17 protein-coding genes and 1 pseudogene are annotated in these 23,804 nt (G+C 66.6%); 8 read left to right on the top strand and 10 right to left on the bottom strand.

All coding sequences use genetic code 11. The features are described 5' to 3' along the window. Positions 1-450 precede the first annotated feature (450 nt). Positions 451-1,269, bottom strand: coding sequence for a DUF3037 domain-containing protein (locus VQH23_RS12825; RefSeq protein WP_338661123.1), 819 nt, complete (start codon positions 1,267-1,269; stop codon positions 451-453). Positions 1,270-1,278: 9 nt separating this feature from the next. Beyond that, positions 1,279-2,112, bottom strand: coding sequence for a HipA family kinase (locus VQH23_RS12820; protein WP_338661122.1), 834 nt, complete (start codon positions 2,110-2,112; stop codon positions 1,279-1,281). Positions 2,113-2,234: 122 nt separating this feature from the next. On the opposite strand from VQH23_RS12820, the gene VQH23_RS12815 reads away from it, so the two are divergent. Next, a protein-coding gene (locus VQH23_RS12815; protein ID WP_338664127.1) for an IS630 family transposase occupies positions 2,235-3,304 on the top strand; the annotation gives its coding sequence in 2 pieces (ribosomal slippage) (positions 2,235-2,726 and positions 2,729-3,304; 1,068 coding nt in all). Positions 3,305-3,622: 318 nt separating this feature from the next. On the opposite strand, the gene VQH23_RS12810 is transcribed toward VQH23_RS12815, so the two are convergent. The 7 genes from VQH23_RS12810 to VQH23_RS12780 all read right to left on the bottom strand — a co-directional run bounded on the left by VQH23_RS12810 (position 3,623) and on the right by VQH23_RS12780 (position 12,085). Further along, on the bottom strand, positions 3,623-5,506 hold the full coding sequence (locus VQH23_RS12810; RefSeq protein WP_338666031.1) for a TniQ family protein: 1,884 nt from the start codon (positions 5,504-5,506) through the stop codon (positions 3,623-3,625). Further along, on the bottom strand, positions 5,506-6,405 hold the full coding sequence (locus VQH23_RS12805) for a TniB family NTP-binding protein (protein WP_338666030.1): 900 nt from the start codon (positions 6,403-6,405) through the stop codon (positions 5,506-5,508). The genes VQH23_RS12810 and VQH23_RS12805 overlap by 1 nt, the downstream gene beginning before the upstream one ends. A 9-nt stretch (positions 6,406-6,414) precedes the next feature. Next, positions 6,415-8,586: a DDE-type integrase/transposase/recombinase gene (locus VQH23_RS12800; RefSeq protein ID WP_338666029.1), complete on the bottom strand. Its 2,172-nt coding sequence runs from the start codon at positions 8,584-8,586 to the stop codon at positions 6,415-6,417. 226 nt (positions 8,587-8,812) lie between these two features. After that, positions 8,813-9,526, bottom strand: a complete 714-nt coding sequence (locus VQH23_RS12795) for a hypothetical protein (protein WP_338666028.1) — start codon at positions 9,524-9,526, stop codon at positions 8,813-8,815. Then, positions 9,442-10,365 carry a hypothetical protein gene (locus VQH23_RS12790; protein WP_338666027.1) on the bottom strand — a complete coding sequence of 308 codons (924 nt, stop codon included), beginning with the start codon at positions 10,363-10,365 and terminating at the stop codon, positions 9,442-9,444. The genes VQH23_RS12795 and VQH23_RS12790 overlap by 85 nt, the downstream gene beginning before the upstream one ends. Positions 10,366-10,577: 212 nt before the next feature. Next, positions 10,578-10,835 carry a hypothetical protein gene (locus tag VQH23_RS12785; protein ID WP_338666026.1) on the bottom strand — a complete coding sequence of 86 codons (258 nt, stop codon included), beginning with the start codon at positions 10,833-10,835 and terminating at the stop codon, positions 10,578-10,580. Positions 10,836-11,116: 281 nt separating this feature from the next. Next, positions 11,117-12,085: a tripartite tricarboxylate transporter substrate binding protein gene (locus VQH23_RS12780; protein ID WP_338666025.1), complete on the bottom strand. Its 969-nt coding sequence runs from the start codon at positions 12,083-12,085 to the stop codon at positions 11,117-11,119. Between the two features lie 200 nt (positions 12,086-12,285). Here VQH23_RS12780 and VQH23_RS26600 point away from each other — a divergent pair. The 6 genes and pseudogenes from VQH23_RS26600 to VQH23_RS12755 all read left to right on the top strand — a co-directional run. Beyond that, positions 12,286-12,480: pseudogene (locus VQH23_RS26600) on the top strand (FadR/GntR family transcriptional regulator); the annotation flags it as partial. A 33-nt stretch (positions 12,481-12,513) separates the two neighbouring features. Further along, complete coding sequence (locus tag VQH23_RS12775) at positions 12,514-13,062, top strand: FCD domain-containing protein (RefSeq protein WP_338666024.1); 549 nt, start codon at positions 12,514-12,516, stop codon at positions 13,060-13,062. Then, complete coding sequence (locus VQH23_RS12770; protein ID WP_338666023.1) at positions 13,052-13,957, top strand: dihydrodipicolinate synthase family protein; 906 nt, start codon at positions 13,052-13,054, stop codon at positions 13,955-13,957. The genes VQH23_RS12775 and VQH23_RS12770 overlap by 11 nt, the downstream gene beginning before the upstream one ends. A 12-nt stretch (positions 13,958-13,969) precedes the next feature. Then, positions 13,970-15,418 carry an FAD-binding oxidoreductase gene (locus VQH23_RS12765; RefSeq protein WP_338666022.1) on the top strand — a complete coding sequence of 483 codons (1,449 nt, stop codon included), beginning with the start codon at positions 13,970-13,972 and terminating at the stop codon, positions 15,416-15,418. Between the two features lie 148 nt (positions 15,419-15,566). Beyond that, a complete protein-coding gene (locus VQH23_RS12760) occupies positions 15,567-17,243 on the top strand; it encodes an electron transfer flavoprotein-ubiquinone oxidoreductase (RefSeq protein ID WP_338666098.1) in 1,677 nt (558 codons plus the stop codon). 469 nt (positions 17,244-17,712) lie between these two features. Next, positions 17,713-19,923: a P-loop NTPase fold protein gene (locus tag VQH23_RS12755; protein WP_338666021.1), complete on the top strand. Its 2,211-nt coding sequence runs from the start codon at positions 17,713-17,715 to the stop codon at positions 19,921-19,923. A gap of 1,092 nt (positions 19,924-21,015) precedes the next feature. Here the strand turns inward: VQH23_RS12755 and VQH23_RS12750 are convergent. Further along, complete coding sequence (locus VQH23_RS12750) at positions 21,016-22,305, bottom strand: hypothetical protein (protein ID WP_338666020.1); 1,290 nt, start codon at positions 22,303-22,305, stop codon at positions 21,016-21,018. Positions 22,306-23,073: 768 nt separating this feature from the next. Between VQH23_RS12750 and VQH23_RS12745 the strand changes: the two genes are divergently transcribed. Next, a complete protein-coding gene (locus VQH23_RS12745) occupies positions 23,074-23,445 on the top strand; it encodes a hypothetical protein (protein WP_338666019.1) in 372 nt (123 codons plus the stop codon). Positions 23,446-23,804 lie beyond the last annotated feature (359 nt).

The following is a 23,804-nucleotide window of genomic DNA, read 5'->3' as shown; positions in this document are numbered from 1 at the left end:
GCTACGACCGGGATGATCTCGTCCGGTCCGGGGGTTCCGAACGAGCCTCCCGCCCCTTCTCGACAGCCTGCTGCATGGAGTGTTGGAGGGGGAGAGGCTGACGGCCGGATCTGGCCCATCGGGGACCGGCTGGGCGCGCGACGCCTCCGACAGAACGGTCCAGGCCGTCCGACCGCGTGGTCGATCACCCTCAGGGCCAGTTGGCGTCCTGGCCGCACGGCACCGGCCTTACGGGGAGGCCCGGTCCTGGGTCCATGCGTTCGCCCCGGGACCCTGGGCCAGGGCAAGAGGAGAGAACTCCGCACTGCGTTCTACCCCCACTCGCCGGACCGGAAAGGAGGGCTCCCGCACGACCGCCCCGGGAGCTTCTCGTGCCTGCTCCAGGCCGGTGTCCGCACCGGGTCGATGCCCTGCCGCGTCCCGGCCCGTCCGGGACGCGGCAGGTCCCTGTCACACGTGGTGCAGCGCCGCGTGCGTCCGGATCTCGCTCGCGAGCCTGTCGAGGCCCTCGTCGGAGAGGGGGAAACAGTGCACCTGATTGTCCTGCAGCATCTCCGACACCATCCTCGAGGCGACGGGTTCGTCCGGCAGGCGAGCGACGACGACCAGGCGCCGATCGCCATGCTGCGGGTCCGGCTCCTCGAAGAGAGATCTGCCCCCGAGCGCGTACCAGGCCGTCCGCTCCTGCCGCATGACATCGTCCCTCGTCGAGAAGTCGACCGGCTCGACGAGGTTGTATCGTCCGTTCTGGTAGGCGAAGGCCACCTGCATCGTCGTCCGGAGAGCAGGCACGACGACCTGCACCTTCTCCTCGACGAGAGGAAGGACTGCCCGGTCCCTCAGGGCCTCACGTAGCCGCGTCCCGACGCGGGGGCCGCGCGCGGCCCGCCTGCCGACCGGCCGCCTGTCTGCACCCACCAGCTCGTCGAACAAGGCCTGCGAGTCCGCGACCGGGTCGTGAAGCGACACCTCGCGTGGAGCTGTCAGCCTCAGCTGGTTCGTGCCGGAAGCCTTGAAGGCGGCCAGGTCACCAGGCGTGCGGAACTGCCGAGCCTCATGCTCCAGCCGGTTGCGGAAGGCCTGCTTGGTCGCCTCGAAGAGACCGGGGGCCATGCCGACGTCGAAGCGTGCATTCACCCCGCTGTTCCGTGCCAGCCGCACGACGAAGAGGTGCGGTTCCGGCCGGAACAGCACGAGTCCGACGTTGAACGTCTCCTGACGTCCGATGTCGGGGCAGAACTGGATCAGCGAGTAGAACGCCTTGGTCATGGCACCAACCTATCCCAGAAGGATGCCTAGCGCATCCAAGAACGGCCGAGAGCCCCTCCCGGCAACGTAGCGAGCCCTGGCCACGAGAAATTCCGAGAGCCGCTGCACCCGATCGACGCTCATACCCCACTCTCCTGGGACTGAACCCACGACACCCTGGATGTCGGCAAAGTCGACTATAGCCAGTGCCTCAAGAGCAGACTCTATGTCACTGCCAGAAACAAAGCCCGCGAACTCCGGAAAATGGCCGTAGATCCCATTATCTTGTACGTAAGGAGAAGCCCGCCCCTGTTCCAGGACGGCGTCACCACCAAGGACGTGAGTATGGTCCATGGCGAGGATCTGGGGATGCCTTCCCCGGCGACTTTCCGAGGAAATGAAGACATTCCCCTTGTTCTGATGGATTCTACCTCCCGGTAGTGGAACGTATCTGTCGAGGTTCCTGATCCAGGTGTCGAAGACGACCAGACGGCTGAACGCCGAGCGGTTGCCCACTTGGCCGAGCTGCTCCTGACCGCCCTCCCAGGTGGCTCCCTGTTCCAGGACCGCCGCGAACACGACGTCGTGACGGAGGTGGGTGCCGTCCGAGAGGCTCAGCTCGTCGGCAGGATCGCCGAGGGGCCGAGCCATGAGCCCGTACTGGAACGTGGGAAGGCCGAAATGATCCGCCAGCCGGGTCCCGATCCATTCCCTGAGGAGCATGCCGTCCCCTTCGGGGCCGATCGGTCCCTTCACGTACAGTCGCCCGAAGGTGCTACGGACCAGCAGCACCTTCGCGGAACTGTCGTGTGCGAGATCGACCGAACGTATGCGGGTTCCCGCCGGGATCTCGATGCGGGGCATATACGTCCCTCGTCCTGGAAACGAGCCTGTCATACCCAGCGCACGAACTGCTGACTCATTCGTGTGAGGTGCTGCACGGCATGGTGTGATTCGGTGTTCTCCGAGGTGCCGGAGGGGACGGGATGGGCACGGCGGTGGCGATCCGGACCGATATGGAGGCGGCGGAGTTGCGCCGTCTGGCCCGGCGCGAGCGCGACGGGCGAGTGGCGGCCCGGCTGATGGCCTTGGCGAATGTGCTGGACGGCATGAGCCGGGAGGCGGCGGCCCGGGCTGCGGGGATGGATCGGCAGACGCTCAGGGATTGGGTGATCCGCTTCAATGCCGAGGGTGTGGCGGGCCTCCGTGATCAGCCCCGCTCGGGGCGCCCGACGCGCATGACCGAAGGGCAGCAGGCCGCCTTCAAGGCGGTCGTGCTGCGCGGCCCCGACCGGGAGAGGGATGGTGTGTCGTCCTGGCGCATCGTGGACCTGTGCCGGGTGGCGGAGGAGCGCTTCGGCGTGAGCTACCGCGAGAGCGGGATGCTGCGGCTGGTGAAGTCGCTCGACCTATCCTGGCAAAAGACCCGCCCCAGTCATCCCAGGGCGGACAGCGCGGCGCAGGAGCGGTTCAAAAAAGGGGCCTCGCTGCGGCCCTGAAGGAGATCACCCGTACCCACCCCGACACTGAGGTCCAAATCTGGTGCCAGGACGAGGCACGCGTGGGCCAGAAGGGGCGCGGCGCCCGCATCTGGTACGAGCGTGGCATCCGCCCGAGCGGCATCATCGACCAGCGGCACGCGTCCGCCTGGATCTTCGGCGCCGTTCGCCCTGGCACCGACCAGGCCTTTGCCCTCGTGCTTACCGAGGTGGGCACGGCGGCGATGCAGGCCTTCCTCGACCGGTTCAGCGCCACCCTGCCCGAGAAAGTGCATGCCGCCCTGCTGCTGGATGGTGCGGGCTGGCACATCGCTGGCCACCTCGCCACACCGGCCAACATCAGCCTCGTCTTCCTGCCGCCCTATGCGCCGGAACTAAACCCGGTCGAGCGTGTCTGGCTCTACCTCCGCGAGCGCTTCCTCTCGCTCCGCCTCTTCCCAGACCTCGACAGCATCATCGACGGCTGCTGTCAGGCCTGGAACCAACTCACCGCGGAGACAGGGCGCATCGCATCCCTGACTAACTACCCATACCTGCAGTCAGTCAGAACTTCATGAGCCGGGTATCAGATGATACCACTGCTCTGCCACGGGAGGCCGGGAGTACCGTTCAGGGAACAGCACAACCACAGGAACGGTGTCCAGTCCTCCCGTTCAGGGTTACGCAGGCGAAGGAACCCGGACAAAGAAATCCGGACTGGGCTGAACAGCCATCGCCTGAGCCGGGTTCCGGAGATCGTTCCTCCAGGCCCATTCTGACGCCCGACCGCTGAAGGTGACTCCCCGAGGCCCGCTGGTTGGCTGCCAGGGACGCCGATGTCCAGAATGAAGGGCCAACCTACCGGACTGACCGAGGATCGCCGGAATACATCCGCCTTAGCTTCCGAGATCCTTCAGAACAGCTTCGACTTCGTCCCGGCGAAACACGTGCCGCGTCCGGCCATCCACATTCGGTCCGCTGACGGGCAGGACGCCCAGAGCGGCGAGCCGCCCCGCCATTCCCTGCCAGGGCAAACCTGCCCTGCGAGCGATCTCCGGCGTCAGGGTATAATCCCGCTCGAACTTCTCGATTGCGGCGATCGGGGCAAAATATGCGCCCTGACGGCGACGACCGTCGGGATCGATCCCTTCGAACAACCCTGCCGACATCAATTCCGAGACGGTATTTCTCGGCAGGGCCATCCTTTCCCAGACGTCGCAGTAGCGGATCATGCCCTCGGGGGCAGCGGTGGAACGGGTCGGACCGAAACTGTCGAAACGCAGACGGTGAATGCCCCGCGCCGACCTGTCGATCCCGACAGGGCGCAGGTTCCCGTCCAGGGTTTCCCTGACAAGGGCGACGATGCCGCCGAGCATCTTCGACGCCGCGGAATAACCAGAGTACTGGCCCATTTCACGCGACCGCGGCGGAGCCTTGCCTTCCAGCTCGGCCAGAAGACGCCGTGCATCGCTTGCCCTGAACGGTCTCAGCGGATCCAGGATGTCCGTTTTCGAGAGCCGCTTCAGCAATCCCGCCTTGACCATGGCCTTCAAGATCATGGGCTTGAGACCAAGGATCTCACCGATCCCTTCCAAGTCGACCAAATCGGATTGCAGCGCGATCAGTGTGTCGACACGATCCGAGGGCACGAGAAGCATGCTCCCGGAACCCTGCGCGGGAACGAACTCGATTCCCGACCGTGCAGCAAATCTACGAAACGCGCTGTCCTTGATCCCGAGGCGGGCCGCAGCCTGAGCGGTCGTCAGATATGGTTGATCCGGGTTCTCCTGGCGGCGCCGCAGTACGCCCGCAACGCGGGTCACAAGTCCGGGCTGTTCCGCCGCCCAGCCATCGATCACCTCTCCGAACAGCCGACCGATCTCCGAGCGCCTGTTCTGGATCACCCAGTGCGCGAGCGGTCCGAGTTCCTTCCTGAGGCCGAAGCGGCCCGGGTTCTGCTCCTTGTGCGTCTGAAGGATGGAGAGAACTGCCCGGAACGGACCAGGCCATTCCCCCAGTGCCAGCAGCCCAGCCCTCATCGCCTCGGCCAGCCAGACCTGGTCCGTCCTGGAAGCCTGCCGGACCACCTGGGGACGGCGGCCGAGGAGGAACGTCCCGATGACCGATGCGGCGGTCAGGGTATCGCCTACGGAGAGCGGGGCCGATCCGGCCGGGACGCCGTCCCGCAGGAGGGCCTCTACGAGGCTGGATCCCTCCACCGCATCGTCCCCCATGAGGACGCCTGCCGCCTGCTCCTCGAAGGGAAGGCCGCAGCCCGGGGATGGACAGCATGGGGCGCCGGTGGAGCCCCACCGGAACGAGGTCCCGCACGCGCTGCACGATCCCCTCAGCGCTGTCCGATGCCGCGAGCAGCCGGGAAGGACGATCAGGTCCCACCTGGCCTGGTGGATCGGATTCTCCCGGAAGCAGTCCGGGCAGCAGCGCCGCCCGTGGACACTGACCAGGACGTCCGGGATGTCATGCCCCAGGATTCGGGCGACACGGGGTCCCGCACCCCAGCTCCGGAGCCGGTCGAATGTTGCCGAGTCCAGGCCCAGCAGCTGCCGGAGTTCCTCGCCCGTCTCGCGGTCATGGGTCTCGAGCGCGTTCGCCTCGAGCGGGCGGTCACCCAGCCCGACGCGGTCCAGGACCTTCCCGATGGGCACAAGACCGATGCCGTAGGCGTAGCGGGCGAGATATCCGACGAAGCTCTCGCCCTCCTCGAGGTCGGGAAGACCGCCGAGAGGCCTAATCGAGGGCACCACTACCTGCCCGGTCATCAGGCACCCGCCGGATTACGTGGGTCGAAGGGGTTCACCCCCTTGCTCGTGCTCTCGAGAGCAAGTTCGTTGACCGCCTGATGCAGATGCTCGAGCGTCAGGACAGGCGAATCCCCTCTCGAGGCGATGATTCTTGCCTTGGTCAGAAGCAGTGCAACGTAGCCGATCCGGCCTTCCGAGTACTCCCAGAAGGACTTGGCGACCGACCTGTCGCGGATGCTGAAGTCTGTCGCGATACCCAGCCCCTCCACGATACCCTGGAGCATAGCCCTGAAGGCCAGGCGGCCGTTCTTGTCCTCCCAGTCGGCCCGCCTCACCCATTCCGTGCCGAGACCACGTCCGTCCAGGTAGGACTTCTTCTCCAGGAGGACTGCGAAACCAGGTTCTCCAATCCCGATCGCGGGGCAGATCCTCCTGTTCAGGACGTCGATGATCCAGCTCGCGGCGTTCGTGCCACTTCTCTCCGTGCGGCCATCCACGACGCGATGGATCTCGTCATAGACCACCACGTCATACCGGCCCCGACCGAGCAGTGTCATCGCCCTGCTCGTTCGCGCCTGCGACGAGCCGGTGGCAGGTGACGGATCGCCGAGGGCTTCGAGCATCGCGGTCGCGATCGACAGAACAGTGGGACTCTGCGGCACCTGGACCTCGAGGATCCTGCGAGGCTCGAAGCCGTCCCTGCCACTGTCGCTGATCCGGTCGAAGGCCCGGATGAGCGACGTCTTGCCGCATCGCGGCTCGCCGAGGATGGGAAGGAATCGGCAGTGCTCGGCGTCATGGCCGTATACGATCAGTTCGTTGATCGCGCGAAGGATGCCGTCCGAGACACCTGTCTCGACAAAGATGTTTCCCAGCGCCCGGGGATCCCTGGCAGGTGCCCGCGCGGACACGATCATCGTGGAAGCTCAGCTCCTGTCGTACCGCTTCCGGTAGGCGTCAACATCGTCGTCGTCGCCGGATGCCAGGGGAGCCTCGGGGGCCGGTACCTTGGGGAGGGGCGCCGTGGCAGAGAGCTTCCCCTTCGACCTCGGCGTCCGTCCAGCCGGAGCTGCCGTGGCAGGGCCGGAGAGCTGGGCCGCCTCGGTCACACCGAGGCCGAAGAAGTCGTCGCCCGTGATGGCCTCAGACGAGGCGTAGGTGGCCGCATCGCCGTGCGCGTAGCGGGCGTCATACTGCCTCTTCATCTTCTCCCTGGCCGCAGCCGCCTTCTCGCGGGTCCGGCGGGCAGCCCCCCTCTCCTCGGCCACCTCGTCGGCATCGGCGACGAGTTCGGCCTCCCCCTCCCTTGCCTTCTCGTTATCCGTATCCCGCTCGGCAATCCTGAGCCGCTGGAGGGCAGCAACCTCCTCCTCCGTGCGACCACGAACATCCTCGACCTGGTTCGCGGCGACCGCCACCTCCTTCCACTCGCCATCGCGGGGATCCAGGAAGTGGCACCTCATCAGGTCGGTCGGAGTCCGGTAGACCGGAACCGGGATCGGCTTGCCGTAGTGCTGGAAGAACTCCGCCGTGACAGCGTCGCGGTAGAACACGTTGCGGATCCGGATCCCCTGCTGGTTCAGCATCACGTTGCCGCACCAGCTCAGCGCCGCATCGACCTCCTGATCGGACGGCGGTGGCACCTCCTCGTTGGCCTCCACGCTCTCGAGGTAGGCACGGAGGGGCGAGTTGCCGATGCCCCGGTGGTGGCGGACGTGGTATACGTCCACGATCCACTTGAGGGTGAGGCGCCAGACGTCGTCCAGGGTCAGCGCTGTCGGGCCGCTCGCCAGCTTCTCCACATCCCGCTCGAGGATGTTCGAATTCGTGCTGCCAGGGAGGGTGTTGGAGAACCGCCTGTCCATGGTCAGGAAGAAGCGCTCGACCCGGGCACGGTAGTACGGCCTGAGCACGGGCGTGAATAGCGTGGACACCTTGAGGCGCGCGAGGCGCTCCCGGAGATCTCGTGCCTTGAAGTCCGATCCCTGGTCCGTGCACATCAGGACAGGGAGGCCCTCGCAGGGATACGGGTTGCGCAGGCCGTTCCCGTACTGTGCGATCCACTTGTCCTTGGGCAGGATGGCCATGCGGAGAGCGCGGCAGGTCGTCTCCACCGAAGGGGCCTCGAAGCCGATCCAGAATCCCACGATCATCCTGGTATGGCAGTCGATGACCACGGTGATCCAGGGACGGTCCTGCACCTTCCCGTCCGGGGTCACGCGCACCATGAAGTTGAGACGGGTATGATCCGCCTCCCAGCGCTGGCCATGACGTGTGGTCGCGACACCGCCGGTGATCACGTGGAACTTGCGACGTGCCGCCGCCTCGCCTTTCCGCGTGTACTCGACCTCGAACGGGCACTGCATCTTCACGAACCTGGTGAATGCACGGAGGCCCGGGATGTGGACGGGAGGCTCGCCCTCGACCGCACGCGTCTTGTTCACCGCCTTCATGTACTGGGTGAACAGGTCGTGGGACTGCGCGACCGACCTCCGGGCATCGGTCAGGTAGTACTCGTCGACGCCCTTCTGCATGTAGTCCAGGACGGTGTCGTCGAAGCGCTCGGTGAAGTTGCCGGAGAGTTCGTACTGCGGTAGCAGGCCATCCAGGCCGTGCTGCTGGAAGCCCGAGATCCATCGCCTCACCGTACGCGGCACAGGCTTCCTGGTCACCGATACCGGACGAGGCCTCGACTCCCAGATCTCGTCGATCACGGCCTCCAGGAAGGCGTCCCCCGTCGTACTCGGAAGCTCGTTCCCATCGGCGTCCAGTCCTGGCATGCGCCACCGGTCGACGTAGGCGAGGCGGTAGTTCGCGATCGCCTTGTCCTGCCCGTCAGCGTTCGCCCAGACCACCGACTGCCGAAGCCTCGCCCGGCCGGTCGACGCCCGTCGGCGGAGGTCCGCCAGCTTCTCCGACCTGAGCGTACCCAGTCGCCGGAAGTCGCGCAGTTCCTGGTCGCTGAGAGCCGTGATCGTGCCGAAGTCATCGCGGAACTGGTGGGCGCGGGGTTCCTGTCCCGCACGGCCGACGTAGGAGACCCGGACGCCATGCAGGATCTGGATCTGGCCAGGCTCGAGGCTGTACCGCCGGTTCATGCGCAACGTCCCAGCGAGCTGTCCTGGAACTCGGTTCGTCCAGGCGTCCGGAACCGGCCAGCGCGGGCGAGCTGCCCGATCCTCGCATCAGAAAGCTCGACCACGATCCCGTCCGTCCTCCGCAGCTGATGGATACGCTCGGCGCTGTGGGCGAACCCCACCCAGCGGAGGGCGTCGCCGTCCAGCAGGTATTCCCCGGACCTGTCGAGGCGATAGCGGCGCGGGCTCAATGCGCGCCACCCCGATTCGGATAGGGAAGGATCAGGATTTCTAGGGGCGAAGCAGCCCGGAGGTCGAGGGCCACAGCTTCGGCCCAGGCCATCGAGCAGACCGTGCTGACCGCCCCCCTCACCTGCCCGACCGCGGACTTCATGGCCTGGAGGGACATCGCCCCCCGCTCACGGATGAGGCCATGGACGATAGTGGCGATCGCCTCGTCCACCTGGCCACGCCGGAACGAGGCAACGTAGGCCGCGTTCCGGCAGGGCGCGCTCGCGGCAAACTCGGTGGTGTCGTAGGCCACGTAGGAAATGCCGTGCTGCGCCAGTGCCCCGACCATGGCCTGAACCAGGTTGTGCCTGCGGAAGTACGTCATCTCGCCTGGCGTCAGAAAGTCGAGGACGGCCCGGCGGCCTCCCTCGAGCATGACACCGAGGTCGGGGAACCAGGCATGGGCCGTCCCGTCGATCGCGACGCGGACCTCGAGGGGGAACGTCGTGAAGTCCACGACATCGGTGCGGAGGTCCAGGAAGCGCATGGCGTCCAGCTGTGCCTGCCCGACGTAGAGGGCGTTCCCGATCTTGGTGCTCGGGTAGTAGCCGTGGATCGACTTGCCCAGGCCGGTCTGCAGGTTCTTCAGGACCTCGGGCGTCGTGGGCAGGACAAGGCTGGGGGCTTCGACGGCGTCGAATCCTTTCGGGAAGGAGGGAAGGGAGCGCATGGAAGGAGCCTTCTGGTCAGGGTCGCGAGCAGGGAGCGGAGGAGCGTCACGAGGCGACGCGATATGTCCCCGCCCTCGGCACCGGCCGGGCGCTCGGCCTCCTTCAGCAAGCGAGTGAGACCCGGCCTCCGCGGCGTGATCGGCGAGCGGTAGTCCAGCGGCTGCTGCTCGAGATCGATATGGAAGGCACCCCGGAGGGCACAGGCGCGCGCTTCCGCCTCTCCGATCCCCTTCGTGCAGGGGAGATCCAGCAAGGCCCGCAGGGTGGCCGGGCGGTGCTCCGTGACGGCATCCGCGACCAGGCGGACAGTCTCGTCCGAGATCCGCGCCGACCAGGACCGGTTCAGCGTCTCGATGTTCGCCATCCGGCGCGAGGAGCAGATCGCCTCGTGGCTGATCCGCTGGTAGGTCAGCCCCAGGTCCTTGCAGGCCGCCCCGATCGCGTCGAGGCGAGCCTTCTCCCGGTCGAGCTTCCGCTGCGGCTTGATCTCGTACAGGCCGAATCCGCCGTGGGCGAAGCGCACGAGCACGTCCGGAACCGTGTACCGCTCGCGCCCTTCGAAGCGGTAGTAGACCCGGGCGCACTGGACCCAGTACGCCCAGACGTAGGGGTTGACGTCGCAGGCCCGCATGAAGTCGGCCTCGGCCGGGCAGTCCCAGGGACGCTGCGCCATCATGAGATCGGAGATGAAGTCGCCAGTGGCCCCGTCCGCCCGGTAGTGGGCGGCCGAGCGCACGCAGACAGGGAACTGGTCGGGCAGAACCGCCTTCACGCCCTCCGGCCAGCCATCGAAGTCGGCCACCGCATAGGCGGGGTCATGCTGGCCCGCCCTGGGCACGAACAGGGCATCGGACCGGGACCGACGGGGTCCATCGATGGGGAACAAGACAGCCTCCTTCCTTCCCCCCTCGGGGGTTCCATGAACTCGCTTCCATGGCTGGAGGGACGCAGGACGCGCGAAGGCACAGCCCCTTTCAGAGGGCCATCGTCATCCTTCTCGCGGGTTCCACTCCCGCCACATCGATCAGGGCGCGCAGCCGCAGCTGCGGGTCAGCGCCCCGGTATCGAGTGGCGGTACAGGTCGCGCCCGTCCGCGGCGGGAGTAGCCTTGCGGATCGGAGCGACAGGATGGTCGTCTCGGTGCGTCACGGGGAGTGTGGTCGCACCGTCTTGGAAATCTCTCAATAGAGTTATTTCACGAATAGGGTCGTCATCACTGTTGACAGAAATCCCGATCAGGACTGGGCGGCGCCCGTCGGCCAGCAACATGTCCGCGACCGCCTGGTCGACGACGATCTCCAGGCCCATGGCGGTGACAGCATTGCCACAGGCATGACAGCCCGGCCCGGGTCCGGCCGGGTCAGGCCGGAGAAGCCGCCGGACAATGTCTTGCCATTCCTCGTGCATGGGGCCGATCTCCTGGGTCCGTCATGGACCGGCGGGAAGATCAGTCACGCCCTGGCCAGGAGTCGAAAGCTAATTGCCGCTATTTTTCCGGAGCTGCGACGGCGAGGCCGTCCGTCTGGCATTCGCCATCGGCACCCATGGCCAGGAGATCATGACCGGGTCGCCACCGGAACGGGACACTCCTATCCCAAGGTGATGTTGGCGCGCTGCGCCACGTCCCGCCACTTGGCGATCTCTGCCGCGACGAACGCCTCGAACTGTTCGGGCGTGTCAGTCACCGGCGTCGCTCCCTGTTCCTCAGCCTTCTCCCTGTAGCCCGCATCCCGGGTGATCGACTGCAGCTCGGACGCCAATCTCGCCAGGACGGGCGCCGGTACCTTCCTGGGAACCTGGACTCCCCACCAGGCCATGGCCTGGACGGTCGGGAAGCCTGCCTCGACCGTCGTCTGCGTGTCGGGGAGGCCGGGATGGCGTTCCAGGCTCGTCACGGCGATCGCCCGGACGCGGCCGTCGCGGATCTGCTGGAGCGAGGAGGGAACGTTGTCGATCCCGATCTCGATACGGCCTGCGATCAGCTCGGGAAGCATCTGCGCCGCGCCCCGGAAGGGAACATGGGTCAGCCTCACTCCGGCCTCGACGGCCAGAAGTTCCCCAGTGAGGTGTAGGCTTGAACCGACGCCCGAATGACCGAAGGTAAGTTCACCAGGCCGCCGACGTGCCTCCTCGACCAGGTCCTTCAGCGTGTGGAAGCGAGAGCGGGCTGGAACCATGATGACGTTGGCCACCTCCGCGACACGGGAGACCGAAGCCAGGTCATCCGGCCCGAACGGCAGGTCCTTGTACAGCGCGTAGTTGATGGCACCCGTGCCGACGGTCGCCATCTGCATCGTATAGCCGTCAGGAGCCGCCCGCGCCGTCGCCGCCGCCCCGATGCCGCCGCCTGCTCCCGCCCGGTTCTCGACGACGACAGGGCGGCCAAGCCGCTGCCCGAGCGGCTCGGCAACCAGGCGCGCGAAGATGTCCGTGGAGCCGCCCGCCGGGAAGCCCACGATCATCTGCAGTGAGCGGGTCGGCCATTGCAGCTGGCCCTGTGCGCGTACGGACGACGGGACAATGGCCGATGGCAGCAGCAGAGCTGGTGCGGCAAGCATGCTCCGGCGCGAGATACAGTCAGTCATTGCCGTGTCTTCTCCCCCTCCTGACGGACCGCGATCCGTCGGATTCTTGTTATGATGTTGGCATGATACCAAGGTATGCTCAACAGGTATTCTGAAGACTCGCAGGTGCGATATCATCTTGACCCGGAGCCATCATAGTATCATCATATGTTGCTGATGGGGGTAGCCGCGGAATGGACAGGCCGAAGAATCTGTACGGACAGATACTGGATCGACTGGGGCAGCAGATCGTCTCGGGTGTCCTGCCGACGGGGCCACTCCCGAGCGAACCGCAGCTGGCTGCCCAGCTCGGTGTGAGCCGAGTGGTACTGCGTGAGGCTGTGAAGGCACTTGCTTCGAAGGGCATGGTATCGGTCGGACCGAGTATCGGGATGCGTGTGCTTCCGCGGGAGAGCTGGCGCATGCTCGATCCTGTCCTTCTCGACTGGCACGGGACTGCCGATCTCGATGCGAACCTCATTGCGGACCTCATCGAGCTTCGTCGCATCCTGGAGCCCGAGGCGGCACGGTTGGCGGCGGACCGCGCGACTGCGGGCGACCTGGCAGCCATCGGCGCGGCCTACGAGAGGATGGAGGCGGCTGTCGGCGGCCAAGGTGACTATGTCGAGGCCGACGCAGCCTTCCACACCACTGTGCTCATGGCATCCCACAATGTCTTTCTCATCCAGCTCAAGGATGCGCTGCTGCGGCTGCTCCGCCTCGGCTTCACGACCACCTCACGGCATCCCAATGCCCCGGCCTCGACGCTCCCCTACCACGCTTCCCTTCTCCACCGGCTGGAGGCACGGGACGGAACCGGGGCTGCGGACGCTGTTCACGTCCTGATCGAGCGCAACCTTCATCACCTCCGCGGCGTGCTGGGGAAGGACGCCAGGAAGACTGCGTCTGGTACCGGCATGGCGCTAACGGCAACTCCGAATGGAGCAAAGGCAGACAAGCATGCTCACTGACATCAAGGGTAGCTTCATCATCGCGCAGACGCCGTTCGACGATCGCGGCGCGGTGGACTTCGACAGCATCGACAGCCTGACGGACTTCTACATCGATCATGGTGCCAATGGTTTCGTGGTGCTCGGCGTCAGTGGCGAAGGAGGCAAGCTCACGTCGGAGGAAGCGCAGCAGGTGAGCCGCCGCTTCATTGCTCGAGCGGGTGGCAGGCCGGTGATCGTCGGCGTCAGCAACCCGAGCACTGCCCAGCTCCGGCTGCTGACGGAACAGGCGATGGACGGGGGCGCCTCCGGCGTGATGATCGCTCCTCCAGGTGGCCTGCGGACCGAAGTCGAGCTCCTCGGCTACTTTGCCGCGGTCTTCGACCTGATCGGCGATGTCCCGACGGTGCTGCAGGACTTCCCGGGCTCGACTGGCGTCTGGATGTCTGTTCCCTCCATTCTGAAGCTCATCGATGCCCACCCGCAGATCCAGGTGGTGAAGGAGGAAGACCTTCCGAGCCTGGAGAAGATCACGCAGCTGCGCGCGGGCGGAGGGCGACGGGTAGCGATCCTCACCGGCAACAACGGCATGTACCTCCCTCAGGAGATGGAGCGGGGCATCGATGGCCCCATGGCCGGTTTCTCCCATCCCGAGATGCTGTCCGGTGTCTACCGCCTCTTCACGACGGGACGGGCCGAGGAAGCGCACGATCTCTTCGATCGCTACCTTCCGCTCCTCAACTACGAAGCGCAGGGCTTCTGGGGCGTGGCTGCGCGCAAGGAGGTGATGCGCCGCCGTGGTGCCATCCGGCACGCCACCATGCGCGTGCCCGGCCCCCGTCTCAGCCGCGATCATCTCCGCGAGATCGACCTGCTGATGCAGCGCGTGCAACGTCGCGTGTCCGAACTGGCCTGACGGAGAAGAGCCATGGATCAGGTCCTGCAACGCGACTCAACCGCAGCGGCGGCGATCGAGGCACTTCGCGAGCTGCTTGGTCCACGTGGCTGGATCGAGCAGCACATCGACCAGGAACCCTATCTGACGGAGCCGCGCGGCCTGTTTCCCGGTCGCGCATCCCTGATCGTCCGTCCAGCCGACCGGGACCAGGTCGCCGCCGTCGTGCGGATCTGCCACAACGCTGGCCTGCCGATGATTCCGCTGGGCGGGCGGACAGGTCTCGTGGGCGGGGGAACCTCGCAGGAGGGGCACCCCCCAGTCGTCATCAGCCTCGAGCGGCTGAACCGCATCCTCGACATCGATCCCGCCGGGATGACCATGACCGTCGAGGCCGGATGCGTACTGGAGGTCATCCATCAGGCGGCTGCCGAGCAGGGCCTACTGTTCCCGATCAACCTCGGAGCACGCGGCAGCTGCATGATCGGTGGCAACATCTCCACCAACGCGGGCGGCATCCAGGTGCTGCGGTATGGCACCACGCGCGAGATGGTGCTGGGCCTCGAGGTCGTCCTGCCGGACGGCGAGGTATGGAAAGGTCTGAGCGCAGTTCGCAAGGACAACACCGGCTATGATCTCAAGCAGCTCTTCATCGGCGCGGAGGGAACGCTCGGCATCGTCACGGCCGCCGTCCTGCGCCTCTTCCCGGCGACGCCGGAGACGCAGACCGCACTGGTCGCTGTGCCGGATGTCGCGTCGGCCATCCGGCTCTACGCACTCGCGCAGCGAGAGTCCGGAGGCCTGCTTTCCGCTTTCGAACTGATCCAGCGGTTCGGCATCGAGGTCAGCGTGCGCCATGCAGGAGGTGTCGATCCTCTGAGCGACAGCTACCCCTGGTACGTCCTTCTCGAGATGTCAGCGGGGGGAAGCAAGGGTAGCGCGGAGCTCCAGGCGCGCATGGAAGCCCTGCTCGAGGTGGCACTCGAGGACGGCATGATCCTGGACGGGACCATCGCCGTCAGCCAGGCGCAGGCACAGGCACTGTGGCATCTCCGCGAGGCCCTGTCCGACCACCAGCATTACGAAGGCGAAAGCATCAAGCACGATGTGGCCGTCCCTATCTCCTCGGTCGCCCACTTCGTGGAAGACGCGGTGAAGGCAGCGACGCAAGTCGTGCCAGGGGCACGGTGCCTGGCCTTCGGCCATATCGGAGACGGCAATATCCACTTCAACCTGTCGCAGCCGCTTGACATGGGTACGGACGAGTTCCTGGCGCGGACGAAGGACGTCTATCGTGCAGTCCATGACGTCGTGTTCTCGATGGGCGGCAGCATCAGTGCGGAGCACGGCATCGGCCAGCTCAAGCGGGACGATCTGGCACGGTACAAGACACCGGCCGGAATGCGCCTGCTGAAGGCCATCAAGCAGGCGATCGATCCATCCAATCTGATGAACCCAGGAAAGATCATCTCCTCGTCATAGCTGACCAGGCGGCCCTCCGGTTCCAGCTGGATGTCAGCGAGCTGCAGCGGCTGCTGCGGCTGGCCGACGGGACGAGGTCGTCCAGAACAGTCGGTTCTTTCGAGTCCTTTGGTTGTACGCAGGAGCGACCGTGTCCGAACGCGAGAGCATGGAATTCGACGTGCTGGTGGTGGGCGGCGGCCCCGCCGGACTGGCCACGGCCATCCGGCTGAAGCAGGCCTCGCCGGACACCAGCGTCTGCCTCGTGGAGAAGGGTTCGGAGGTCGGTGCCCACACCCTGTCCGGCGCCGTGCTGGAGCCGCGCGCGCTGGACGAGCTGTTCCCGGACTGGCGCGACGACCCGCCCGCGCTGGCGACGCCCGCGGGCGACGACCGCTTCATGTACCTGACTTCGACGCGGGCTTTTAAGCTCCCCACGCCCCCGGCCATGAACAACCACGGGAACTACGTGGTCTCCCTCGGCAATGTCTGCCGCTGGCTCGGCGCCAAGGCGGAGGCGCTGGGCGTCGAGATCTACCCGGGCTTCGCTGCCTCCGACCTCGTGATTGAGGAAGGCGTGGTGAAGGGCGTGGAGGCCGGTGTGATGGGCATCACGCGCGAGGGCGAGGAAGGCCCGGACTTCCAGCCCGGCATGGAGCTGCGCGCCACCTACACGGTGTTCGCGGAGGGCTGCCGAGGCTCGCTGACCAAGCGGCTCTTCGAAAAGTACGACCTGCGCAAGGACTGCCAGCCGCAGACCTTCGGCCTGGGCATCAAGGAGCTGTGGGAGATCCCGAAGGAGAAGCACACGCCGGGGCTGGTGTGGCACTCCACGGGCTGGCCGCTGAAGAGCGACACCTATGGCGGCTCCTGGCTCTACATGCTCGGCGAGAACCTCGTCTCCATCGGCTTCGTCGTCGGGTTGGACTACCCCAACCCCTGGCTCTCGCCCTTCGACGAGTTCCAGCGCTTCAAGACCCACCCCGAGGTCCGCAAGTTCCTGGAGGGCGGCAAGCGCATCTCCTACGGCGCCCGCGCGCTGAACGAGGGCGGCGCGCAGTCCGTGCCGCGCCTGATCTTCCCGGGCGGGATGCTGGTGGGCGACACGGCGGGTTTCCTCAACGTGCCGAAGATCAAGGGCACGCACACCGCGATGAAGAGCGGCATGGTGGCCGCCGACGCGATCGCGGAGGCCCTGAAGGGCGAGACGCGGCCGGAGGTGCTGGAGACCTACCCGGAGGCCATCCGCAAGTCCTGGGTGTGGGAGGAGCTGCACTCCGTGCGGAACATCCGCCCGGGCTTCTCCAAGTACGGCTTCTTCGGCGGCATGGCGGCCGCGGCGCTGGACACCTACGTCTTCCGCGGCAAGGCGCCCTGGACCTGGGTGCACCACGCTGACAACGAGACGCTGAAACCCGCCGACAAGGCGGAGAGGATCGTCTACCCCAAGCCCGACGGCGTGCTGACCTTCGACCGCCTCTCCTCCGTGTTCCTCTCGAACACGAACCACGAGGAGAACCAGCCCGCCCACCTCGTGCTGAAGGAGCCGGAGCGGTGGAAGGGCGTGAACTGGGACCAGTTCCGTAGCCCCGAGAGCCGCTACTGCCCGGCCGCCGTCTACGAGGCGGTGGGGCCGGAGGCGGAGCGCGAGCTGCGCGGCACGCCGGACGCGGAGGCCACCGGTGAGGGTGCGGCGGTGGAGGCGGGCGATGCCTCAGTGAAGCTGGTGATCAACGCGCAGAACTGCGTGCACTGCAAGACCTGCGACATCAAGGACCCCAGCCAGAACATCGACTGGCGCACGCCCGAGGGCGGTGGGGGACCCAACTACATCGGCGGCATGTGACAGGCACCGCAGCGATCGGGCCAGTGGGTTCACCCCCATGATCGGCACGAACCGCGGCCACTCGTCCAGATGGCGGTCACCCATTCTGGCTGCTGCCAGGCAGCAGAGGCCGGGTAGCCGAGCCGGATTCCGAGTCCAGAAGCACGATGGCCTGGTGCCCTGCCGATACTCAGGTTGCGACGCGCATGCACAGGGCTGCTCGCGATGACGAAGAACCCGTCATCGTTCGCCACAGAGTACAGCCCGATCTGGCGTGGCCCAGCCCCGGAGTCGTGCCGGGAATACGGCGGCGCCGTGCCGTCAGGTCCGCTCCAGCGGTGGCTGGCTGCGATGGCAGCCAGGCCCTGACGGGTCAGTGCTCAAGGACATTCCAGCCGCAGTCCTGCCACCTCCGCTGACAGCGGGCCGAACCCTGTCCATGGACATGGCGGGTTGCCCTCCCGTGATGTCTGGGTCATCCCGGAGTGCGATGACTCCCGATACCTTGCTGAACGACAGCCCGATCGCGACGCCCGCCTCGGACGCCTACGGCTTCGATGATTTCGCCGCCGCCCTGGCGCGTGGCATCGCGCGGATGTCCGCACCCGAAGGATTTGTCATTGCCCTCGATGGTCCTTGGGGGAGCGGCAAGAGCAGCGTGGTCAACCTGCTGCTCCACCACCTCCGGAACGACGCCGCGGAAGGCCGCATGGAGGTTGTCGCCTTCAGCCCATGGTGGTTCGCCGGGGCCGAGGCGATGACTCGGGGCTTCTTCGAGACCCTTGCCGATACGGTCCAGGGATCGCTCAAGGGCCGGACACGCAGGAAGGCGAAGGAGGCGATGCAGGCGGTCTACGACCGTGTCCGCCCGGCCAAGCCATTCGCGAGCGTGGCCGGGGACGCGGTGACAGGCGCGGTGCCTCTCGGTTCCACCGCGGTCGCGCTGGCGGATGCCGCGATGGATCGGCTCGGAGCCAAGCGTCCATTGGCCGAGGAATACGCGCGCCTTGCCGACGCGCTCAGGGGCCAGGACCGCCGGACCCTGGTCGTGGTGGACGACATCGACAGGCTGGATCCCGACGACGCCATGCTCGTTTTCCAGCTCGTGAAGTCGGTGGGCCGCCTGCCGAACGTGCTCTACCTGCTTGCCTTCGATGGGAACGTGGCAGCCCGGCACCTGGAGCGACGCTTCGCCACGGCGGGAGCCGACTACCTCGACAAGGTCGTGCAGGCCACCTACGGGCTGCCCGTCCCCGACCGGAGCCAGCTGCTGGCCGCCCTCCTCGCAGCCGTGGGTCCCATCTTCGGCGACGTCGGGCCGTCGCGGAACGTGACACGGTTCGGCAACCTCATGCACGACTGTGCCGCGCCCTGGCTGAGGACGCCCCGGGATGTCGTCCGGCTGGTCAACGCCGTCCTCGTGGGCTGGCCCGCGATCGCGGGCGAGGCGAACGCCGCCGATTTCCTGGCACTCGAGGCAATCAAGCTGTCCCACCCCGGCGTCCACCGCGCGATCCAGCGCAGTGCCTCTCGGCTCTGCGGGCTCGAGAACCTCGACTCCCGGCAGAGCCGGTCCGACGCGGAGCGCGCGGCCGAGTACGATGCGCTCCTCCTGTCGGAGGCGGCGGAGGCCGACCGTGCGGGCCTCCGGATCGCCCTGAGGCGTCTCTTTCCCCGGCTGGACGGCGTCTATGCGAACACCTTCCACAGTGGGGATCGAGGCTCAGGCTGGCGGCGGGACCGGCTGGTCTGCTCGGCCTCCCACTTCGGCACATACTTCCGGCTATCCCCGTCGCGGGAAATCCTGTCCTCAGGCGAGGTGGCGACGCTCCTCGCCGCAATGACCGACGCTCCCCGGCTCCGCAGCCTTTTCCTGGCGGCGGTCGGGAACAGGCGTGGAAGCAGTGGAGTCACCCAGGCCTCCCTCCTGCTGGAGGAACTCCGCCTCAGGGTCGAGGACATACCCTCTTCAGCACTTCGACCGATGCTGGGTACGCTCTTCGAAGTGGCGGACGACATCGACAGCCGCGACGACGACATCCATGGCTTCCCGGGATGGGGGAACCAGCTCCGCCTCTGGTGGCTGATCCGCGAGCTCCTGCCGCGGCACCTGGACCAGGACGGGCGGACGGCACTCCTCCAGTCGCTCATCCAGCACGCCCAGGTCGGCTGGTCCTGCTACCTGGCCGAGATCGTATGGGAGGAGCACCATGAGGCCGATCCGGCAAAGGAGGTGCCGCTGGGCGATCGCGTCGTGACCCTCGATGGGGCGGTCGGCCTGCGGGCGGCGGCTCTCGAGGCGATCAGGCGGTCAGCCACGACGGGCGAGCTGATCGGGCACCCGAGGCTGCGGCCTCTCCTCTTCGCCTGGAAAAGGCTGGCCGAGGACGAAGGCAGGCAGGTCCGCCGATGGACCTCGGCGCGTCTCGAGGAGGACCGGGGCGTCCTCCGGTTCGCCGAGACGTTCATCTCCTACGGGGAGACGTATGCCCTGGGCGGCCACGGCTCGCTCGGGGACCGGGTCGCTACCAGGATCCCGCAGGTGGACCGGACGGTCCTGGCCCGTGTCTGCGATGTCGCACGTCTCGACGAGAGGGTGGCCACCCTGCTCAGGGAGGACGTCAGTCCGGACGAGGAAGCAGTCCTGCGTCAGTTCCTGGATACGAGGAAGCCAGACCCCCTCGTGCCAGACCAGCCGTGAAACTTGGTACTGCTCGATCCGGCCAGTGGACGTTGCAACGCCGGTGACCACCTCCGATCAGCCTGGCAAGGATGTCCCGCGTGCGGACCTGGGCCGTGGCCGCCGCCGAGGCACCGTGTGCACCTGCTCTGGTCCGATCCGATGCGTCTGCATTAGCCTCCGGCTGCTCCGGACCAGCGGCTCCCACAGGATGCCATCGCCGGGTTCGAGGAGGCACCAAACCTCGTCCGCAGCGCGGATCAGCGCGCGGTCAGGGTGACCCGGTTCGCATCCCGCCCCGGCCCAGTCCTTGGGGGACATGCTGTCCGGATCACGGAATATCTCGACCCACCAAGAGTCGTATTCCGTCCAGCGCCGTGACCAAGCCTCCTCCGCCACTATCCCGGCCAATGCGACCATCCGCTGCCTATGCCGGGAGAACCGGGCGAACTCGGAGGACCGATGCCACATCTGCCCGATCCACGCCTTCTCGAAGGGACCGCACTGACGGCGAGGAGAGATCGAGGCACCGAGATCTCGAAGCCCAAGGTGGGCACCGACGACGAAGTGGCCTGCCTCATGCGCGGCCGTGTACCTGCGGTCATAGGCGAGGTCACGAGCGGCGTTCCAGCCTGGCATGCACTCGATGACTGAGCTGGCCGACCCAGAGCCGGAGCTGCAGCCCTGGCTGTCGTGATCCACACCCGCAACGACCATCCTGTCCTCCGCCAGAAGCGCGGACGACGATATCCGCCTTGCAGGCTACATCCGGCTCGCGAGTTCCGTACCCTTCCTCGTTCATCCCGCGTGGGGAAGAGAAGAAGCGCTCCCGCGGATCAGAGTCGCCGCACCGATCAGGGCCGTGAACACCTGCAAGGATCCATGGACGTGAGGCACGATCCCGGTGTCGTGCAGGCGAGACGATCTCCAGCGCACGAGCAGCCAGGCTGCCCGACGCCATCTCCCAGGGGGGCGCCAGGCCCTGTTAGCTCTAGGCTCTCGCAGGTCTAGTGTCGTGACGTCAGGGTACGGATCGAATAGCCATCCCGAGAGCCAATCGGAGGAGGGCGACGCCCTGCTCCCCGGGCACAGGATCGTAGGTCACGCGCACGATCAGCTGGGCAGACCTCCGAAACCAACCTCATCGATCTCGGGTGGAACGAGGAGGGCAAGACCGGTCTCCAGGGATGCCCAGACCAGCCGGAGGTCGAGGAGATGCTGCGGCTCGAAGGATCTGACATGCACGGAGGCGCCTCGAAGATCGCCACCGCGCCGGATCAGGCGCCGCAGTACCTCCACATTGGGGAAGCCGCTGGAGAAGACGCGGGCATGATGCTCGGGATCGCACATGATCAGGGCGTAGTCGGCCCAGTCCGCCCAGACCAGGGCGTCCCCGGCCGAACCAGCGCGGTCCTTCCACCGCTTCAGCAGGTTCCTGGCCTTGCACCGGGGTAGCCGGACCCTCGCCCAGTCCGGCCCGTACGCGTCGGTCATGAGCACGTCGATCGCCCATCGGAGGGTGGCCTCGGTCTGGTGGACGAACCCGACAGCCTCGATCACGTGCGCCGCAGGCCTGCTGCTCGCGAACTTGACCTGCAGGATGCCGGATCTCTGGTCCTGGGCGTTCCGGGACCGGCTGCCATCACGGGAGCCAGACAGCCTCTCGGCCGCCCAGGGGGGCACCTCCAGCCCCGAGGCATCCAGCAGTACCCGTGCGTCGGCTGACGTCTCGACGTCGTCGAGACCATCCTCGGAGACCTGGCGGACAACCTCCTCGATCCCGAGGTCGATCGTCCTCGCGGATGACAGAAGGCTCCCGACCGACGCTGCCCGGACGAAGGAGTCCAGGTATCCCGCGCTCTCCAGGCGCACTCCGTAATCCGGCATGACGAGGCTGCCGAGGGCGAGCCTCGAGGCCAGCAGTTCGGACGTGGGCCGGAAGGCCTCCAGGTAGGCTGGTACTCGGAACGCCTCCGCACGCTGCGCCGCCTGGATGGCCAGATCGTAGGCAGGAGGAGAGACGAGCGCCTCGGCGACCTTCGGGTAACCGGCACCTGCCAAGTCCCTGACCACCGACAGGCTCTCGGCGAACGCGGTGGCGCCGCGCGGTCCGAAGTTCTGCCACCGTGCGTTCAGTTCCGACAATGCTCCGAAGCGCTTCCGGATGTCCTCGTCGATCGAGAGGCCCAGACGCTTCCTGAAGTCATCTCCTGACGACGATGCGATCCTCCGCTGCAGGTCCGCACCCGTCGCGAGGTCGATCCGCTTCTGCAGGGCCTGTATGTCGTTCAGCCGGGAGATCTCCCCCGGGATGCGCAGTGATTCAGTTAGACGGGACACTGCATGCAGGCGGCTCCACCGGTCTGGATCGCCCGGGATACGCGAGAAGTCATCCGGGTCCATCCTGTACGACCGCCTCGGCAGCTGATTTCCTGGAGGGAGGTACATGGGTAGCGCGGCAGGCCGTTTCAAACGAGGACCCGTGCACCTTCGATGCCTGACGTCCTGTCGGGCGCCTCACGGACCGTAGCGCCGTACGCCAAGGTGAGGCGAGGCCTGCATTCCGCTTCGACCATGTGCCCGCGCCACTCATTCGCAAGGCAGATCTCCACGCAGGCCGGTCATCCGGTTTCCATCAGGGCGGTCTGAGGGGATCTCGACGTACCGGCTGTGATGACGCGGTCGAGGCCGAGTTCATCGCACTCTTCCCACGGCAGGCGCCCATGACCGTCGAGATTGTAGTCGAGAGGCCCCTGCGGCAGCGGGGGCGACGCAAGGGACCACAGGCTGGGTCGAAACCATGACGCACCAGCCATCGAAGGGTACGGTGCCAACTCTTCCTGTCCGGCCGACCTGCTTCTCAGGCTCCCTGGCCCGGTCATCGACGTCGGCGCAGGGAGCGGACGGGACCCCGCCGCCTTGCCGAGGCAGGGCACGAGGTCGTCGCCGTCGAGCCATCGTCAGGCCTGCCCCTGCCCGACGCGGTCGGTGTCGCGAATGCCGAGGACCGCGATTTCGTCAACAGTGCTGTTGGCTTCGCTCCGCCGGGCCGCGCCCAACATGACTGTTGTGCACCTGCCGGATGTGGTTATTGGAGATGCCGGTTCCTGCACAGCGGGACCCGGCGGAAGGATCGATCCTCTCCGTCGTCCATCCAGACGGAGAACCATCATGAGCTTCCCGAGCCACCCGGCCATCCGGGTCCAGCCATCCGACATCCTGACAATCGGGATCATTCTCGGCCCCCAGTGCGCGGATCCGCTCTCCATTCTCGGGCTCGACGGCGAGGGCACTGCCCGGCAGCTCTCCAGGATCGTGAAGGACGCCCGGAACGCCCTGCGCTTCCTTCTGCCCGGCCCCGAGGTGCAGTTCTACAGCATGTTCCCGGCTGAACGGGCCATCACGGTCGTGGTGATGTTCCGCGAAGGGACCGATGTCACGGCGGAGGACATCGACGCCTTCTGCGAGTACTGCAGGGAGGTCGTCAGCTATACGGCGGAACTGGTCGCCAAGGAGGCAATGCACGGGGCTGCGCAGGCGTAGGCTAGCCAGACTTCAGGGCGGCTGATCGCCCAGTGGCGACGCCCGGGCGACACCGTGGTCACGACCGCGGCGACATCGCAGATGGCGAGCACATGGCGGTGGAGGCACATCCCTGTGCGGGACCATCCCAGCGTGACCTCCGGCCCCGTGCCTCTGCTTCGGGCACGAGGTACCTGAACGGTTCGAGGCGCATCTCGACCCTTCGAACCTATCCCGTTCTGCCCCTGGTCTCGGCAGCGCGGGGCAGGACGGGGGTGGCAAAGTCCTTCAGCACCTCGTCCCTGATCCGGACCTGCCTGGGGATACCTGCCCCGGTCTTCCCCTTCCTGAGGGAGTCCTGCACAGCCCCGATGGCGACA

Source organism: Pararoseomonas sp. SCSIO 73927 (assembly GCF_037040815.1).
Lineage (GTDB): Bacteria > Pseudomonadota > Alphaproteobacteria > Acetobacterales > Acetobacteraceae > Roseomonas.
This window is presented reverse-complemented; position numbering and strand designations above follow the sequence as displayed.